The organism is Natrialba asiatica DSM 12278, assembly GCF_000337555.1.
In the GTDB taxonomy this organism is placed as follows: Archaea; Halobacteriota; Halobacteria; order Halobacteriales; family Natrialbaceae; genus Natrialba; species Natrialba asiatica.
The window spans coordinates 36,923-53,091 of sequence record NZ_AOIO01000034.1 but is presented as its reverse complement, the minus strand read 5'-3'; the positions used below and the strand labels follow the sequence as shown (position 1 = coordinate 53,091).

General features: G+C 65.8%; 18 protein-coding genes. 6 read left to right on the top strand and 12 right to left on the bottom strand.

Annotation, left to right across the window (positions count from 1 at the left end; genetic code table 11):
* Positions 1-12 precede the first annotated feature (12 nt).
* Entirely contained in the window at positions 13-1,014 is a 1,002-nt protein-coding gene (locus tag C481_RS14960; protein ID WP_006110115.1) for a S49 family peptidase, read from the top strand.
* Positions 1,011-2,045, top strand: a complete 1,035-nt coding sequence (locus C481_RS14955; RefSeq protein WP_006110114.1) for a hypothetical protein — start codon at positions 1,011-1,013, stop codon at positions 2,043-2,045. Before C481_RS14960 ends, C481_RS14955 begins: the two co-directional genes overlap by 4 nt.
* A gap of 48 nt (positions 2,046-2,093) precedes the next feature.
* On the opposite strand, the gene cofG is transcribed toward C481_RS14955, so the two are convergent.
* From cofG to C481_RS14935, 4 genes are all read right to left on the bottom strand, one after another.
* Complete coding sequence (gene cofG / locus C481_RS14950; RefSeq protein ID WP_006110113.1) at positions 2,094-3,290, bottom strand: 7,8-didemethyl-8-hydroxy-5-deazariboflavin synthase subunit CofG; 1,197 nt, start codon at positions 3,288-3,290, stop codon at positions 2,094-2,096.
* A gap of 61 nt (positions 3,291-3,351) precedes the next feature.
* A complete protein-coding gene (cofC, locus tag C481_RS14945) occupies positions 3,352-4,026 on the bottom strand; it encodes a 2-phospho-L-lactate guanylyltransferase (RefSeq protein ID WP_006110111.1) in 675 nt (224 codons plus the stop codon).
* 236 nt (positions 4,027-4,262) lie between these two features.
* Positions 4,263-5,441 (bottom strand): tubulin/FtsZ family protein, encoded by a 1,179-nt coding sequence (locus C481_RS14940; protein ID WP_006110110.1) that lies wholly within the window; start codon positions 5,439-5,441, stop codon positions 4,263-4,265.
* A 183-nt stretch (positions 5,442-5,624) separates the two neighbouring features.
* The gene (locus C481_RS14935; protein ID WP_006110109.1) at positions 5,625-6,554 is read right to left on the bottom strand and encodes a complex I NDUFA9 subunit family protein; all 930 of its coding nucleotides are present in this window, start codon (positions 6,552-6,554) and stop codon (positions 5,625-5,627) included.
* Positions 6,555-6,727: 173 nt separating this feature from the next.
* On the opposite strand from C481_RS14935, the gene tmk reads away from it, so the two are divergent.
* A complete protein-coding gene (gene tmk / locus C481_RS14930; RefSeq protein WP_006110108.1) occupies positions 6,728-7,321 on the top strand; it encodes a dTMP kinase in 594 nt (197 codons plus the stop codon).
* 118 nt (positions 7,322-7,439) lie between these two features.
* Here the strand turns inward: tmk and C481_RS14925 are convergent, their stop codons facing one another.
* The 7 genes from C481_RS14925 to C481_RS14895 all read right to left on the bottom strand — a co-directional run bounded on the left by C481_RS14925 (position 7,440) and on the right by C481_RS14895 (position 13,212).
* Positions 7,440-7,682: an Lrp/AsnC family transcriptional regulator gene (locus C481_RS14925; protein WP_049904686.1), complete on the bottom strand. Its 243-nt coding sequence runs from the start codon at positions 7,680-7,682 to the stop codon at positions 7,440-7,442.
* A 66-nt stretch (positions 7,683-7,748) separates the two neighbouring features.
* On the bottom strand, positions 7,749-8,930 hold the full coding sequence (locus tag C481_RS14920; protein WP_006110105.1) for an NAD(P)/FAD-dependent oxidoreductase: 1,182 nt from the start codon (positions 8,928-8,930) through the stop codon (positions 7,749-7,751).
* Positions 8,927-9,691, bottom strand: coding sequence for a creatininase family protein (locus C481_RS14915; protein WP_006110103.1), 765 nt, complete (start codon positions 9,689-9,691; stop codon positions 8,927-8,929). Before C481_RS14915 ends, C481_RS14920 begins: the two co-directional genes overlap by 4 nt.
* 62 nt (positions 9,692-9,753) lie before the next feature.
* Positions 9,754-10,554, bottom strand: a complete 801-nt coding sequence (locus tag C481_RS14910; protein ID WP_006110102.1) for a DUF7388 family protein — start codon at positions 10,552-10,554, stop codon at positions 9,754-9,756.
* 247 nt (positions 10,555-10,801) lie between these two features.
* Positions 10,802-11,377, bottom strand: a complete 576-nt coding sequence (locus tag C481_RS14905; protein WP_006110100.1) for an NUDIX hydrolase — start codon at positions 11,375-11,377, stop codon at positions 10,802-10,804.
* Position 11,378: 1 nt separating this feature from the next.
* The gene (locus C481_RS14900; RefSeq protein WP_006110099.1) at positions 11,379-11,870 is read right to left on the bottom strand and encodes a DUF7109 family protein; all 492 of its coding nucleotides are present in this window, start codon (positions 11,868-11,870) and stop codon (positions 11,379-11,381) included.
* A gap of 88 nt (positions 11,871-11,958) precedes the next feature.
* Positions 11,959-13,212, bottom strand: coding sequence for a glycosyltransferase family protein (locus C481_RS14895; protein WP_006110098.1), 1,254 nt, complete (start codon positions 13,210-13,212; stop codon positions 11,959-11,961).
* 172 nt (positions 13,213-13,384) lie between these two features.
* On the opposite strand from C481_RS14895, the gene C481_RS22265 reads away from it, so the two are divergent.
* From C481_RS22265 to C481_RS14890, 3 genes are all read left to right on the top strand, one after another.
* A complete protein-coding gene (locus C481_RS22265; RefSeq protein ID WP_006110097.1) occupies positions 13,385-13,555 on the top strand; it encodes an HVO_0758 family zinc finger protein in 171 nt (56 codons plus the stop codon).
* Between the two features lie 99 nt (positions 13,556-13,654).
* Positions 13,655-13,795: a hypothetical protein gene (locus C481_RS22455; RefSeq protein ID WP_206537182.1), complete on the top strand. Its 141-nt coding sequence runs from the start codon at positions 13,655-13,657 to the stop codon at positions 13,793-13,795.
* A complete protein-coding gene (locus tag C481_RS14890; RefSeq protein ID WP_006110096.1) occupies positions 13,792-14,856 on the top strand; it encodes a PfkB family carbohydrate kinase in 1,065 nt (354 codons plus the stop codon). Before C481_RS22455 ends, C481_RS14890 begins: the two co-directional genes overlap by 4 nt.
* A gap of 27 nt (positions 14,857-14,883) precedes the next feature.
* Here the strand turns inward: C481_RS14890 and C481_RS14885 are convergent, their stop codons facing one another.
* On the bottom strand, positions 14,884-16,077 hold the full coding sequence (locus C481_RS14885) for a DHH family phosphoesterase (protein WP_006110095.1): 1,194 nt from the start codon (positions 16,075-16,077) through the stop codon (positions 14,884-14,886).
* Between the last annotated feature and the right edge of the window lie 92 nt (positions 16,078-16,169).

The window sequence follows — 16,169 nt, the reverse complement described above, 5'->3', positions numbered from 1 at the left end:
ATCCACACTGAAATGACAGGAATACTCACTGCCGTCCGAGAGCTATTCGGGACGATCGCACGGTCGTACGTGACCGTCGTCGTCGCTGCCCTCCTCGTCGGCGCTGCGGTCGCGCCGATCGCCTGGGGAGCCACGAGCGGTCCGGATGGGTCCGTTGCGGTTATCGAAGTCGATCAGTCGATTACCGAGGCATCCGCCGACGAAATCGCAGCCGATCTCGAGACGGCCCGCGAGAACAGTTCGATCGATGCGGTCGTTCTCGAAATCGATAGCCCCGGTGGCGGCGTCACCGCGAGTGAACGCCTCTATCTCGCCGTCGAGCGCACCGCCGCAGAAATGCCCGTTATCGCCAGCATCCAGTCGATGGGTGCCTCCGGCGCGTACTACATGAGCGCCCCGACGGACGACATCTACGTCTCCCCGAGTTCGACCGTCGGCAGCATCGGCGTCCGCGCAACCTACACCGATAGCTCGGCCGCGAACGAGATTACGACCGGTCCCGACAAGGGTACGATGAGCGAGACGCAGGTCAAAGAACAGACCGAACTGATGAAACAGACGTTCCTCGGCTCGGTCCTCGAACACCGCGGCGACGTCCTCTCGCTTTCCGAAACCGAACTCTCCTACGCCAAGGTCTACACCGGCACCGAGGCCGTCGACAACGGGCTCGCAGACGAAATCGGCGATACCGAAGTCGCAGTGGGCGAGGCCGCGGATCGAGCCGGACTCGGCGACTACGAAACCGTCACGATGGAACGGAGTTCGTCACTCGACACCGGGATCCTTCTCGAGGGCGACGACAGCGGCGGCGAAACCGCTGCAACCGGGCCGCACCACCACCCGCAGACGTTCGGCCAGTACGGCGACGTGTCCACACCCGCGTTCCTCGCGCTCTGGGGGAGCGTCGACGGCGAGACTGTCATCGCCGAGACCGGTGGCGAACGCACCGCAGCCGACACGGCAGGACCGACACCATCACTGGGAGCGGCCACACAGGGAGGTGTCTCGCCATGAGTGCAGGCCCGCTCCGTTCACGACTCGCGCTGTTCGTCACCGTCGTCCTCCTCACCGTCGCCGCCGTCACCGCCGCCGGCGTCGTGACCGACCAGGGACAGACGGCGAAACCGACCGTCGACCAGCCCCATTTCCAGCCGGACGCGACCGCCGTCGATGAACTCGACCAGAGCGGCGAGATCGAGTTCAGTTCGACCGGGTCGAAGACGGTGCTGATCGACGTGGCTCACGGAAACGGCGTCTCGGAAGCGGATTTACAGCCGGTCGTCTCGGCGCTGACTGCGGCCGGTCACACCGTCACGTACCACGAGGGTGCCGGTCAGTTCGCCGACAGCCCGGACGCTGCGCTCAGGAGTGACTTACAGGATGCGGACGCGTTCATCGTCGCGGAGCCGACGCAGCGATACACGGCAGGCGAGGCCGACGCCGTCACGGAGTTCGCCGACGCCGGCGGCCGCGTCATGTTCGCTGCCGGATCGAGCGGCGGTGGCGTGAGCGATGCCGTCGGCGGCCTGCTCGGCGATGTCAGCGGTGCCGAAGCCGGCCAGGGCGAGTTCGCCGCGGTCACGTCGCCGCTCGGGATCGCCTACGATACCGGCACCCTCTACGATATGGACTCCGTCGGTTCGAACTATCGGACGATCGACGTGACGCCGGCGTCGGAAACGGCCTTGACAGACGGCGTCGACCAGGTCGTTCTCGATAGCCCGACGGCGGTCGTCGCCGATGGAGAGACGCTCTTGGCGACGAGCGAGACGGCCGAACACGAAGAGAGTCGCCACTCGGGCGAGTTCGGCGTCGCCGTCCGAAGCGATAACGCGGTCGCGGTCGGCGACACGGGCTTTATGTCCTCTGAGACCGCTACCATCGCGGATAACGAAGTCTTCATCGGAAACCTTCTGGAATTCCTCGTCGGCGGAGAGAAGACGCCCGGTGAGCCGAGCGTTCCCGACGACGCGACTGGCGGACAGGGAGCGGCCGGCGGGCAGGTTGGAACGGGACAGACCGGCGGCGCGACGATCACACCCTAAGTACGTCTGTACCGCTCTTTGCGTTCTTTTTACCTCCCGTCTCTCATCTCAGTCGTCCGTCGCTGTCGAAATCGTTGCCTCACCCCGAAGCACCGACCGGTACCGCTGTCCGCCGGCATCGTCCGCCGTCAGCGCCGCCCGAATCTGCGGTGAAAGCCACTCGCGTGTCTCCGATTCAGCGCCGGCCCCATCCGAACCGGTTCCCGCTGCTGGCACGCCGCCGAACTCGTCGGTGCGCAGGTCAGCCGGCAGGAATCGCTCGTACACTGGGAGCCGTTCGCAAAGTGGAAGGCCGGCGTCGGCCGCGATGTCCTCGAGTTCGCGGAGTGCCGGCCAGGTGTAGTCGGGGTTGATGTGGTCGTCGGTGACGGGGGAGACGCCGCCGAGGTCGTCGACGCCGCAGTCGACGAGTTCGCGGGCGGCCGTGAGATTCGGCGGGACCTGAACGGAGATTTCCTCGGGGAGGGCGACCCGCGCCATCGCCGTGACGCGGCGCATCGTTTCGAGATTGGGGGACCCGTCGTTCCAGCGCTCGTTGCTCACGACGGGTTGGATGATGACCTCCTGAACGTGGTCGTACCGCTCGTGTAGCTCGCGAATGGCGAGCAGACTCTCGGCCCGGTCGCGCCAGTCCTCGCCGATGCCGACGAGGATACCGGTCGTAAACGCCACGTCGAGTTCACCTGCGTTCGCGATCGTCCGCAGGCGCTGGCCCGGGTCCTTCTGTCGGGGGCCGCCGTGGGCGTCGACGTCGGCGGTCGTCTCGAGCATCACGCCCATGCTGGCGTTGACGTCGGCGACCGCCGCCAGCTGCTCGCGGGTCTGGTCGCCGGGATTCGCGTGCGGGAGCAGCCCCTCCTCCAGGGCGACCTCGCAGGCCGCCCGCAGATAGGTGTGGATCGAGTCGTAGCCCCACGCATCGAGCTGGCCGTGAATCTCCGTGTAGCGGTCGTCAGGGTCGTCACCGAAGGTGAATAGCGCCTCGGTACAGCCGGCGTCGGCTCCCCGTTTGCAGATGTCCCGAACCTCCTCGAGCGAGAGCAAGGAGGCCTGTCCCGGCGGATCGAAGTACGTACAGTAGGTGCAGGTGTACCGACACGCCGTCGTCAGCGGGACGAAGACGTTCCGCGAAAAACTCAGCTCCGACGGCGGTCCAACGCGGTCGGGTTCGACAGCCAGCAGGTCGGTGATCGCCGCTTCGTCGATCGTAAGTTCGACATCGTACTCCGTCGCCCCGGGAATCATTACCTCGGTGTGTCGTTGCGCCGACCTAAAGCGTTTCACTTCGAGCGGTACCTTCTCCCGGTCAGAAATCGGACGCCGAATCGGCAGCCGAGCGATCGACGCCGACCCGTCCGTCGCTCGTCTCGAGTTCGAATCCCCACTCTCGAAGCGTCGCCGCTGTCCGTCCGCGACCGTGGAGCAATACCTCGGCCAGATCCGCCGGTTCGTCGATATCCGTTCCCAGCCGAAACGAGTCGACCGTCTCGATCGTCGCGCCGACCTCCCGGGCGCGCGCCCGGTGGTCGCGATACGAGGCCCCGTGATAGTCCACTCTGAACTCGGGGTGGCGAACCGCGAGCGCGTTCGTTCCGCCGCCCCGTCCGGGCGCGATGACGACATCTCCCGGCGTCTCGACGACGTCCGTAATCGCTTCGGGGGTTGCAAGCGCCAGATCGGCCATGACGATTGCGACCGGCTCCGCCGTCGATACGAGGTGGTCGTTAACTGCCTCAGTCAACGGCCGGTCGTCGACCGCGACGACGGGGCGTGGCACGCGGTCGGTGAACTCGTCGTACTCGTCGAGTTCGATCGGTGCTGTCGACAGGATCAGCGGATCGAGTTCCGGATCGGCCTCGGCGATTGCATCGAGAACGTCCGCGAGCATGGCTCTGGCCACAGCGTGTCGCTCGCTGGGAGCGAGTACCGTGCTGAGACGCGTCTTCGGCGTCTCGGCAGCGAACGGAACGACGACCTGCATTTGTCAGTGGTTAGTAACAGGCATCCAAAAACACGTCGAACTCCCGGGTCGGGAGCACACCCCGTGTCACTCGGTTAGCCCTTTCGTTCGTGCCCCCCGACACGAACGCCGCGAAGCGACGCGAGGTGGTCGCTACAGCACGTGTATTCGTTGATTCGTTTGTGAGCAGTGACCGTAACTACGACGGACCGCTATCGCGAGTGCAGTTCGATAGCGCGTCGGTGAACTCGCCGCCGTCAGAACAACGGCTCGAGTTCGTCCTCGTCGTCCTCGACGAGTTCTTCTAGGTTCTCTTCGCTTTCGGCCTGGATATCGTCCATGTTGTCCTGGGCCTCGATTGCGACCTGCTGAAGACGTTTGATCCGGGGGACGTTCGTGACGCCCGAGAGCAGGATCGCTGCGGCGACTTCCGGTTTTTCGCGCGGGTAGTCGCCACCGCGGACTTCCATGCTGCCGGTTTCCTCTTCGAGCCACTTACGCCCGCGCTCGATGCCTTTTCGGTTTAAGTACTCCGAGGGGCCGCCGAGGACGAGCAGCGCGCGTTCGGTGCCTTCGATCTCACAGGGGAGCGTGAGTCGACCGAGGGCGGCCTTGCGGACGAGACTGGTGATCCGGTTGGTCGTGTTTGCGGCGTCGAGTCCCTCGTCGCCGGCTCCGTCGCCGGTGAATCGGGAGAGCAGTCCGCCGCTGGTGTTGAGTTCGACCTCCTCGCTCGCGAAGCCGACGGTAGAGACGCCCCCACCCGAGAGCGTGTTGATGATCTCGGAGGAGTCGACGACGCTCTCTGCGACTTCCTGGTCGCCGGCGACTTCGCCGGCACCGAAGAGGAGCCCGAACCGGCGGACGATCTCCTCGTTGATCTGTTCGTAGCCGCCTTCGACGGACTCGCCGGTCTGTCGCCAGGAGTCGTTGTCGAAGACGAGCAGGTTGTCGACCTCGCGAACGAACGTCTGGAACGAGCGTGCCGCGTTGAGCGTGTAGATCCCACCCTCGTCCGTGCCGGGAAGAACGCCGAGACCGTAGACGGGAATCGTATAGATCCGCTGGAGATGCTTCGCAAGAACTGGCGCACCGCCAGAGCCGGTCCCACCACCCATGCCGGAGACGATCAGGAACGCGTCGACCTCGTGAGTCGGAATCGAGTCGATCGCGTTTTGCACTTCGTCGATGTCTTCTTCGGCGATTTCCGCGCCGAGTTCGTTGTCCGCTCCAACGCCGTGGCCCTTGACGCGGGCCTGACCGATGAGAACGCGATTGTCCTTTGGAATCCGCTCGAGACCCATCAGATCCGCCTTCGCGGAGTTCACAGCGATCGCCGCACGGACGATACCGCTGTTAGTCCGATCGTCGTAATCGAGGAACCGATCGACGATTTTGCCACCGGCCTGTCCAAATCCGATCATCGCCAGCTTCATACTTTGTCAGGGGGCTCCGTTGATTTGGACCAGAGCGATTAGGACCATAAGTCTTTCTATGAAGTGAATTTCTTGCATAATTCTATATCTCCATAAATCGATAGACGGGGACGGGTTTGAAGAAATAACTATTCGATAACCAACAGATATGCGTCCATAACTTGAGACGTAAACGGCGGCCGATTATGCGAGCGGTCGGCTCTCCTCGTGTGGTGTTCCAGGTCGGACGCCGAGATACGCACCGAGTGTCAACAGATCGGTTGGTTCGACACCGAACGCCTGCACGTCGTTCTCCGCGACGGTGTTATCGAACTCGAGCGACCGCGCCTGGTCCGCCCCGAACGGGACGAACGGCAGCGAATCGGCGGCGGCGAGTCCGAGCTTTGTGAGCGCCATCGGTATCGGGAGGATTGTCACTGGCCGGTCCTCAGCCTCGTAGACGAGTTCGGTCGCGTCGGCCAGGGTGACGACTTGCGGACCGCCGAGCTCGTACGTGCGTCCGACGTGGGAGTCGTCTTCGAGCGCATCGGCGAGAAGTGGCGCGAAGTCGCCGACCCAGATCGGCTGAAAGCGCGTCTTCCCGCCGCCGGGCAGGCCGGTCAGGTACGGCGTCGTGAGTTGCTTTGCGAAGGTGAGGAACTCGCCGCCGTCGCCGAAGACGACTGCGGGACGGACGATCGTCCAGCTCAATGCCGCCTCGCGGACGATCGATTCGGCGCGACCCTTGGTGCGAATATACGCCGTCGGCCCGTCGGGATCGGCACCGAGGGCGCTGATCTGGAGGAATCGATCGACGCCGTTTTCCTCGGCCGCTCGAACCAGGTTTTCCGTGCCGCCGAGGTGGACCGTCTCGTGGTCGGTCCCGTCGGGGGGCTGGTAGAGCGGGGAGAGGGCGACGAGATTGACGATGGCGTCGTGGCCCGCGACGGCGTCGACGATCGAATCGTAGGCGCTCACGTCGCCCGTCGACAGGTCGACTTCGTCGGGGAGTTCAGCGGCGTCTTCGGTCGCCGGATTTCGAGACAGCGCCGTGACCTCGTGGCCGCGTTCGGCGAGTTCGGTACAGAGGTGCGTGCCGATGAAGCCGGTGCCGCCGGCGACGAGGACCTGCATAGGTGAGACATGCACTCGATTCCCCAAATAAGTAGCTGCCGCGGAGAGTCACCGTAGCCGTCGGTACGAGGGTCCCATTCACCCGTGACAGCAAACACGAACGTCGTCACCGCTCGAGCGGTCGACAACGGCCACTCGACAGATTGTAATACCTCACCCGACGACGTGCGAGCATGCTCGTCACGCTCGAGGGACTCGACGGGAGCGGTAAAACGACGGTCTGGGAGGCCCTGCAGAAATCCTACCCCGACGCCGTCTTCACCCGCGAACCCACCAACGACTCCTGGTACGGCGACGCCGTCTACCGATCGATCGAAGACGACGACGCCGACTCGCTCGCCGAACTCTTCCTCTACACCGCCGACCACGCCGACCACCTTTCCCGAAAGATCGAACCGGCCCTCGAGCGCAGTGAACTCATCATCTCCGATCGCTACGCCGACTCCCGATTCGCCTACCAAGGGGCGACGCTCGCGGAGACCGAGCGCGTCGAGAACCCCCTCGAGTACGTTATCGACGTTCACGACGCGTTCTCGGTCGAACCCGACCTGACGCTCTATCTCGACCTCGATCCCGAGACGGCCGCCCGACGCGCCGGCTCGACGAACAAGTTCGAACGCGTCGAGTACCTCGCCGCGGTCCGGGAGAACTACGAACGGCTGTGCGAGCGATACGACGACCGGTTCGTCCGCATCGACGCCGCCCAATCACCCGCCGCAGTGCTCGAAGACGTGCGGGACATCCTCGCGGCTACCGTTGAGCGCTGAACGCGAACACTGAGTACTAAACGCTGAACTCGCAACACGACCGGCCGATTCACAACCACTCGGACAGCCGGTGTCGAGTTCAGAAACAGCGGGGTATCGATCGGGAGCCGAGCGCACGTCAGCCGTCGTTCCGGTCCATCGCGATGTAGGTCTTCGTGTCGGTCACACCCTCGAGACCCTGAATGTCCGAGGAGACGGCCTTGAGAACGTCGTAGACTTCCGGGGCATCGATCTCGACGATGATGTCGTAGTTGCCCGCGACGATGTGGGCGTTCGCGACCGTCTCGAGCGCGGTCACCTGCGAGAGCAGCCCCTCCGACTTGCCGGCGGCCGTCTTGACCATGATAAACGCGTGGACCATCGTTCGCCGGTGTGGTACACCCCCGCACGACTAAAGCCTTTGCCTCTCCGGAAGGTGACGCGGGCGTCAGTCGAACTCGTCCGGGACGGTCATCCCTTCGACCACGTCGAACTCTTCGTCGCCGTCGAATCGGGTCGGGTCGAAGGCGTCGATACCGTCGCCGCCGAGCACCTGTCGGGCGAGCCGCTGGCCGATCGCCGGCGCGCGCATGAAGCCGTGGCCCTGGAACCCCGTCGCGACGTACAGTCCGTCCGCTAGTTGCCCGACCAGCGGATCGCGGTCCGGCGTCGCCGTACAGAGGCCGGCCCAGGCCCGCTCGAGTTCAACGTCGGCGGTAGGCAACCGATGGCGCACGCGTTCGAGCAGGTCCGACGCGAACTCGGGATTTGCGTCCCGGTCGTAATCGTCCGGGTCGGCCTCCCACTCCTCGGTGCCGTCGCCCGCGAGCAGCCCCTCCGGGTGCGGGCGGAGATAGAATCCGTCGCTGGCGTCGTAACACGTCGGTTCCGGGTGGTCGCAACTCGCGACGAGCGCCTGGACGCGGTAGGGTTTCACGGCGATCGAGATGCCGGCGTCCGCGAGGAGTCGCTTCGTGTGCGCGCCGGCGGTCACGAGGACCGCGTCGAACTCGTCGACGGTCCCGTCTTCGCGGACGATCCGAGCCGGGTCGGTTCGGAGGCTGACGGGCGTGTCAGTTTCGAGCGTCGCGCCCGCCCCAGTTGCTGCGGCGGCGAGGCAGGCGGTGTACTGGCCGGGGTCCGTGTACCCCGCGCCGCCGGCGACGCCCGCGACGGCCACGTCGTCCGCCCGCACGGTCGGGAACCGGTCCGCGAGTTCATCGCCGTCCATCGTGACGGCGACGACGCCCTGTGCTTGCATCCGTTCGACCTGGTCGCGGATGGCGTCGGCACGCCGGTCGTCCCCTTCGCGGGCGAGCCAAACGTAGGGACACTCGACGAAGGGGAACGTGTCGTCGCCCGAGAGCGCCCGGAAGCGTTCGATCGCATCGCTCGCGAGTTCGGCGTCGAGCGAGTCCGCGAAGGCGTCATAACAGATGCCGGCCGCGCGGCCGCTCGAGCCGTGTGCGACGCCGCCGCGGTCGTACAGCGTCACGTCCGCGCCCTCGCGCGCCAGATCGTAGGCCGCGGTCGCGCCGACGGCTCCCGCACCGACGACGGCGACGGAGCGCCCCGCACCCCGGTCGGTGAAGGCATCGGCACCGACGGCGAGTTCGGCTTCGTCGCTCATTTGTGATCACGCGGCCAGCAATCCGCGAGCGGTTGCGCCGCGAGCCAGTCGAGCAGCGCGTCGAGGTGGTCGCGCCCGGCCTCGAACAACGCCGCGCCCTTCTCGGGGTCGGCCTGGGTCGGCCGGCCGACCGCCCCGCTCTCCGAGAAGTCGATCGTATCGAACCCGATCGGCGCGCCGTGGCTGAACTCGCCCCAGGAGTCGCTCGCCCCGTCTTCCGCGGCCGCGAACTCGTCCGGCCGAACGAGGTCCTCGCGGAGGTGCCAGAGCAGGCTCGACTCCATCGCGTCGGCGTGACCGCCGTCCTCGTCGAACAGGTCGGCCGCGAGGTCGTCGACGCTGTCCCACCAGTTCCAGGGGGGCGCGAACGCCGTTTCCTCGTTTCGCAGGGTCCGTGCGGCCCGTCGGAGCGCCCCCGTGTTGCCGCCGTGGCCGTTGACGACGACCGTTTTGCGGACGCCGTGGTCGGCGAGGCTCGCGATCGTTTCCTCGACGTAGCGTTCGAACGTCGCCGCGGAGACGTACAGCGTGCCGTCGAACTGCCGGTGGTGGCCGCTGACGCCGATCGGAATCGTCGGGAGGACCACGGTATCCTCGCGATCGGTTGCAGTGTGAGCGAACGCCTCGGCCGCCATGAAGTCCATCCCGAGCGGTAACGCCGGTCCGTGCTGTTCGGTGCTCCCAGTCGGTAGCACGGCGACCTCGGCCGACCCGAGTTCGTCGGCGGCGTCGGTCGTCGTTCGTTCGGCGAGCAGTGTCATGCCGTCCTCTGGTTGCCGGAGTGACTTATACGTCTGCCGTTCGTTTCGAAGAAATAGCGGTCCTACTCGAGGAACGCCTCGAGTTCGCGAGCGGGGTAGCCGACGACGGTCGTTGCGCCGGCCTCGCGGAGCGCGTCGGTCCGTTCGCGGACCGCAGTTTCGGTGCCGACGAGCGTGTAGTCCTCGGCGGCGGCGAGCAGGATTTCACGGGTTCGGCCCGTCGCGCGCGAATCGGTGACGGTTCTGTCTCCGTCTTCGTCTCCGTCGTCCGGGAGCGCCGCGGCGACCGGTCGCCGGCGAGCGACGTAGTCCCCGACGGCGTCGAGGATCGCGTCTTCGTCGGCCGTGAGTACCGTCGGTGCGTAGACTGCGATGTCGCCGTCGAAGGTCGCAGCACGAAGCGCCCGCAACTCGCGCATCGTCGTTCGCGAGAGCAGGTCGTACTGGGTTGCGCCCGTCGCCATCGCGATTCGTTCGACGCTCTCGGTGCCGACCCAGGAGTCGGGGGCCGTTTCGAGTGCCGCACCCAACCGGGGCGCGACGGCGCGGTCCCGCTCGTCGTCGGTGAGGTAGGCGGGGTGGCCGGCGACGAGGATGCGCTCGACGCCCGACGGGAGTTCGGCAGCGAGCGAATCGTCACCGAGCGGGTCGAATCCGTCGGCGCGAACGGGGGTCGTCAGCCGAACTGTCGCGTCGGCCGAAAGCGCTTCTATCGTCCGCCGGTCCGGGACGTGATCGTGCCCCTCGTAATCGATCGCGATCGTCTCGACCGGGAGCGACGTCGCTCGCTCGACGTTACACTCGGCCGGTTTGAGCGCGACCGCATCCAGGCCGGCGCGGGCAACTGTACTCGTTGTTAGCATCGACGGACACCTCGCATGTAGCTGATAGTGGGTACTTCGTCTCGGAAACGGCAAGAACAGTACAACTGAACGCGACCGGATCGAAATCGGGTCGGGTGACGGCGGCGATGACGACTGCCTGTGGAAGCGGTGTCGTTATCGCCCGTGCGGAACTCGACCCATCGTCTGTGCGACCATAGGACTCCTGGGTCCGGCGCGTGCAAAAACCTGACGCTCGATGCGGATCTTTCGAGACCCGGTGGGCCGCTCAGGCGTCCGCTGGTGCCTCGAATGGCGTCGCCAACTCGAGTAGCTGGACGAGAATCCGGCCCGTGGCTCCCCAGACGGTGTAGCCATCGACGTGGAAGTAGTGGACCACGATATCGCCGTAGTAGGGGTGATCGCGCCGATCGAACTCGTAGTTCTCCGGGTCGAGCAGGTCGGACAGCGACAGGAGCACGATTTCGGCGACTTCGTTATCGTCGCGTTCGTACTCCCGGTCCGGAACGCGGGCGACGAACGGCGTGACCGCGTACTCGCTGACCGTGCGGATGTCGTCGAGTTGGCCGACGAGTTCGGCTTCGGTCGGGTCGAGGCCGATCTCTTCGTTGGCTTCGCGGAGTGCGGTATCGAGGATGGAGTCGTCGATCGACTCGGCCCCGCCGCCGGGAAAGCTCATCTGCCCGGGGTGGTCGCCGAGGTGGTCGGCGCGGCGGGTGAACAGGAGGTGGTCCTCGCCGTTGCGATCGATAATCGGCGCGAGTACCGCGGCGTCGAACTGCTGGTCGTCGATCCCGACGGGTTCGTGAGCGGCAATCGGATCGAGAGTGAGCCGCCGACTCATCTCACTCGAGCGCCTCCGAGATGGTCCGGCGCGCGGGCGCTAAATCGAGCGGTGCCCAGGCTTCGAGATCGTAGCTCACGTCGAGCAGGCGTGACAGTCGTTCCTCGTCGGACGATTCGGTGGCCTCCTCGACTGCATCGGAGAACCGTTCGCGGGCGCTCTCGCCGAGTGCAGTTCGGTCGAGTTCTCGTCGCTCGACGTCGAGGATGTGGGGAACGTCCTCGGCGTGGTCCGGAACGGTCGGAAACGCCGTCGGACCGGCGACCAGAAGGGGTGCCGTCGGTTCCGACGGAGCGGTGACGGCGGTCGGCGGGGAGCGAACGAGTGCGAACGACGCGAGCGCGCCGTCGATCGTCTCCTCGAGTGCCGTCTCGTTGACGGACTGGCCGTCCGCACGGAAGGCGGCCTCCGAGAGGGCGCGGTCGAGTTCTGTCCTCGTCAACCCGCCGAAGAGGTCGACGACGCCGGCCAGTTCGTCGGCGGTCGCATCCATACGCGGTGTAACGGGTGGTTCGCTGATAAAGATTGATAGCCGTCAGTCGGCCACAGCGCGGCGCCTGAGTCGATAGTAATCGATCGTGTTAATCGTCCGCGTTCGGTTCGAGTCGCGTCGCGCCGTCGAGCCAGGGCCGGGACGCGGCGAGAACGGATGCCGGTTCGACCGGTGCGTCCGTCCACTCCGGCAGTCGCCGGTCGAGACCGGGCAGTTCGATCGAGTCGGCGTAGCGCTCGAGTTGGTCCCGTTCGGCCGCCGGATCGTACGCGAGTCCATTGAACGCGGCGTCGGCGCGGTACTGGTCGATCAGTTGCCGGCCGGCAGCCAGGTAGCGCTCGGGAAGCGTCTCGTAGTTCAGTTCGACGCCACCCTCCTCGAGGACGCGACAGAGCGTCGCCGCGACCTCGCGGCTCATCCCTTCGAGTCCGGTATCGCCCGCGACTGCGCGGTGATCGTGGACGTGTCGCCCGAGGTCGACCTGTGCGCTCCCCTCGAAGCCGGCGTGTTCGAACGCGTCACCGAGAATACCGACTTCGAGTCCCCACGCCCGCGGCGCACGGATACGACGCGCGAGGGAATCGGTCATGGCGAACTCGCCGGCTAGCGCGTACCGGAACGAGTCGAGGTACGCCAGGAGAGCCGCGTCGTGATCGTCGCCCACTGCGCGAAGCAACGGGCGATAAAACAGTCGAAACAGTCGCCCGTAGAGGCGATTCTGCTCGATGCGCGCGTAGTAGCCCTTGGTGAACTCGAACTCCTGGTCCATCGCCAGCGGCGCGACCAGTCGGCGGACGTGATCCGCCTCGTAGCTCCGAGCATCGGCGTCGTGGACGACGATGAACTCCGCGGCTTCGGCTGCGGGTCCGAGCGCGAGCCACACGTCGCGGCCCTTGCCCGTTCCCTCGCCGTTCGGGAGGCCGGCGTCGGCGAGCGAGGCTTCGACGGCGGGTGCGTTACACCAGAGAACCCGAATCGGCAGCGAAAACGAGGCGAGCCACTCGCGAAACGGCTCGATCCGATCGGGGTCGGCACGGACGGGCACGAAGACGGCGGCGGGCGTGGGGTCGAGACGCTCGAGTTCGGCCAGAACGCGGCCGGCGGCGGGGCTGTCGTGTTCGCGCCCGGCCATGGGAACGACGATGGCGGTCTCGCGCAGGTGGTCGTCGAACTCGAGTTGCCGATCGTGTTCGCGCTCGTACTCGCGCTCACCGGCGGGAGCGGGCTCCGCGGACTCGCGCGCTGTCTCCGCACGCTGTCCCCCGCGGGCGCGCTGGGGCCGGCGGGTGGGTTGGGTGCGGAAATCGTGGAGCGTCGCGATTCGCTCCTGGACGTACTCCATCGGTAGGGTGTTCGGCCGAATCGATAAAACGCCCACGACTCTCGCTGGGGCCTGTTCCCAGGAGTCATGTTTCTGCGCCTACAGAAATCCGGGCCAATGCCCCACTCACGGCGTTCGATACGGCCCCGCGAAGCCCTGGTCTTTTTCTTCTAGACCTTCCTACGTAGTGAACATGAAATCTGTCCGGAAGGCGCTGCGCGAGGGCGAACTCGACAAAGACACGTACGATCGGCTCGTCTGTGCCGATTGCGAGAAACCGTTGAAGACCGAGAACGATCCGAATCAGATCAAGACGGTTCGAATCTGTCCAGATTGTGACGTGGAGTGGAAGGAAATTCGGTAGCGACCGGGTCGGTTCGACCGCGGTTCGGGATGCTCGGTCCAGTCTCGTTGGAGTCGGCTTTGATTCCGGTCCCGGTCCCGGTTCCGGTTCGATGTCGCTGTGGAGTCCGATTTCGATCTCGACTCCCTCGACTTCCAGCGGGTTCCGTTCGCCGTCGCCAGCGGTGATCGCGCGCGAGCGACTGCCGGGAAACTGCTTTTAGGGTCGTTCGTCGTCAACGGTGGTATGGATGTAGCGTGAGCTACGATGCGCTCTCCGAGCGACTCTCGGTCGCCTTCGACAGCGAGGACGCCGGTGGAGAGAGCGACGAGAGTGGCGTCCGCGTCGTTTCGCTCCCCGATGGCAGCGTCGACTACTTCTACAGCGTCGAGGACCCGCAGGGAAGACGGCTCGACACGCCCGCCGCGTTCGGTCGGCGGCTCACCGACGGCGAGGCGACGTTCCCGCTCACTCCAACCGATACCCAACCCGGCGGTCAGGCGACCAACGCAGCGATGCAAATCCACGAACTCGGCGAGCGGGCGACGCTCGTCGGCCACCTCGATCATCCCGTCTTCGACGAGTTCGGATTCGAAACGTACTCGATGGGAACGCCGGCGACGATCAACGTCCTCGAGTTCGGCGACGGCGACGTGCTGCTTCCGGAGCCGGGACCGACGGCTGACTGGACGATAGCCGCTCTCGACGCCGTCGTCGACTGGCCCGACCTGATTCGCGCGGACGCGTTCTGTTGTGTCAACTGGGTTTCCGTCCGCGGCCTCACCGACGTCTTCGACCGACTCGCGTCGGATCCGCCCGAAACCAATTCCTTCCCGATAATCGTCGATCCCGGCGCGATCGGCGTCCCCGACGAGACGGCCGTGGAAGCGTTCTTTCGAACGCTCGCGGAGACGGACGCGGTCGGCCCGCTCGATGTCGTTTGCAGCGTCAACCCGACGGAGTTCGACCGCGTCGCTGCGGTTCTCGACGTCGACGGCGACCGGTCACACCTCGATCGACTCGCCGCAGCGCGAACTGCACTCGGCGTTCACAGCGTCGTCATCCACGGCCCCGAGGCAGCCCGTGCGGCGACGCCGGACGGCGTCGTCTCCGTCGACATGCTCGAGACGGCGACGACGAAACGGACGACCGGCGCAGGCGACCGCTTCTCCGGCGCACTGGCCTGTGCGCTGGCGCGCGGCTGGTCGACCGAACTCGCGCTTGCACTCGCCAACGCCTGCGCTGCACACTTCGTGGCGACTGCAGAAACGGCGACGCCGGGGGCGCTCCGCGCGGCTCTCGCGGACCACGGAAGACGATGATCGGCTGTCTGTGCCTGCGAGGGCGAACTATCGCTCGCCGGATAGCGCCGAGAAGAGTTCTTCCTCGAATTCGGTTTTGTCGATGCCGCCAGCGGGGCCGAGTCCGTGCATGTGCTCGACCGAAAGCTGGCCACCGCCCATCCGCGCGTGGCCGCCCGCGTTCGCCATCGGAATGTCGCTGACCGCGTGTCGCAACGTCTCACCCATGTGAACGCGGTCATCTCGCGAGCGCCCGGAGAGGTGGATCGTCCCGTCGTTCTCGCCGTAGACGACGACAGCAGTAACCCCCTCGAGTTGCATGAGTTCGTCCGCCGCCTGCGGGATCGCGTCGGTGTTCGAGACCGCTCCGACATCGCAGATCGCAAACGAACCCTCGACGCGCTTTTCGGTGATCGCCGTCGCCTTGATCTGTAACACGTCGTCGCTCACCTGCGGGTTCGCGATCCGTTCGAGCAGATCCTCGTCGAGTTCGCCGAACAGGGTGCCACAGGCCTCGAACTCGGCCCGCGAACAGCCGTTCGTCAGGTGGTCCGTATCGGACTGGATGCCGTAGAGGAGGCCGGTCGCGAGTTCGGCCGAGAAATTGGGGCCGGTGTCGGTATCGTCGTCCGCGCCAGCGCCGAGATCGTCGAGATACTCGACCAGCAGGGTCGCAGCGGCACCGTAGTCCGTTCGAACGTCGGTAAAATTCGTCCCGGTCCCGTTGCCGGGGTGGTGATCGACGACGGCGACCGGTTCGACCGTTTGTGCCCCGGTAAAGCCACGCGCCGTGTTGTGATCGACGAGGACGACCGCCTCACTCGCGAGCGCTGAACTCGAGGCGATCTGATCGAGATCGAGGCCGAGAACGGTTCGGAACGCGCGGTTTTCCTGATGGCGGATCTCCCCGGGGAACTGTAACGTCGTGTCCGTGTCGACCGCGTCGGCGATGGCATCGACGGCCATCGCACACGCCATCGCGTCCGGGTCGGGGTTCGGGTGCATCAGGACGGTTACGTCGTCGTAATCCGCGAGGACGGACTGGAATCGAACGCCCGGTGGACGGCGAACCCAGCGGACGAACCACCAGCCACCGAGGACGAGTCCGACGGCTGCGAGAACGACGAGCGAGAGCACGAGCGGGTCGAGCGCCTGTACCGAGTCGATGGCGCGCTCGACGGCCGCGACCAGCGGCTCCGCCTCGACGAACGCCACGTCTGTCGAGGCGTCCTGGTAGACCATACCGGACACTCAAATTCAACAACCAAGAAATTTCCCCCATTCGTGACGGTTCTCGGCTCGCGTACAGCCGCAGGGATCGCAATCGACCGGTC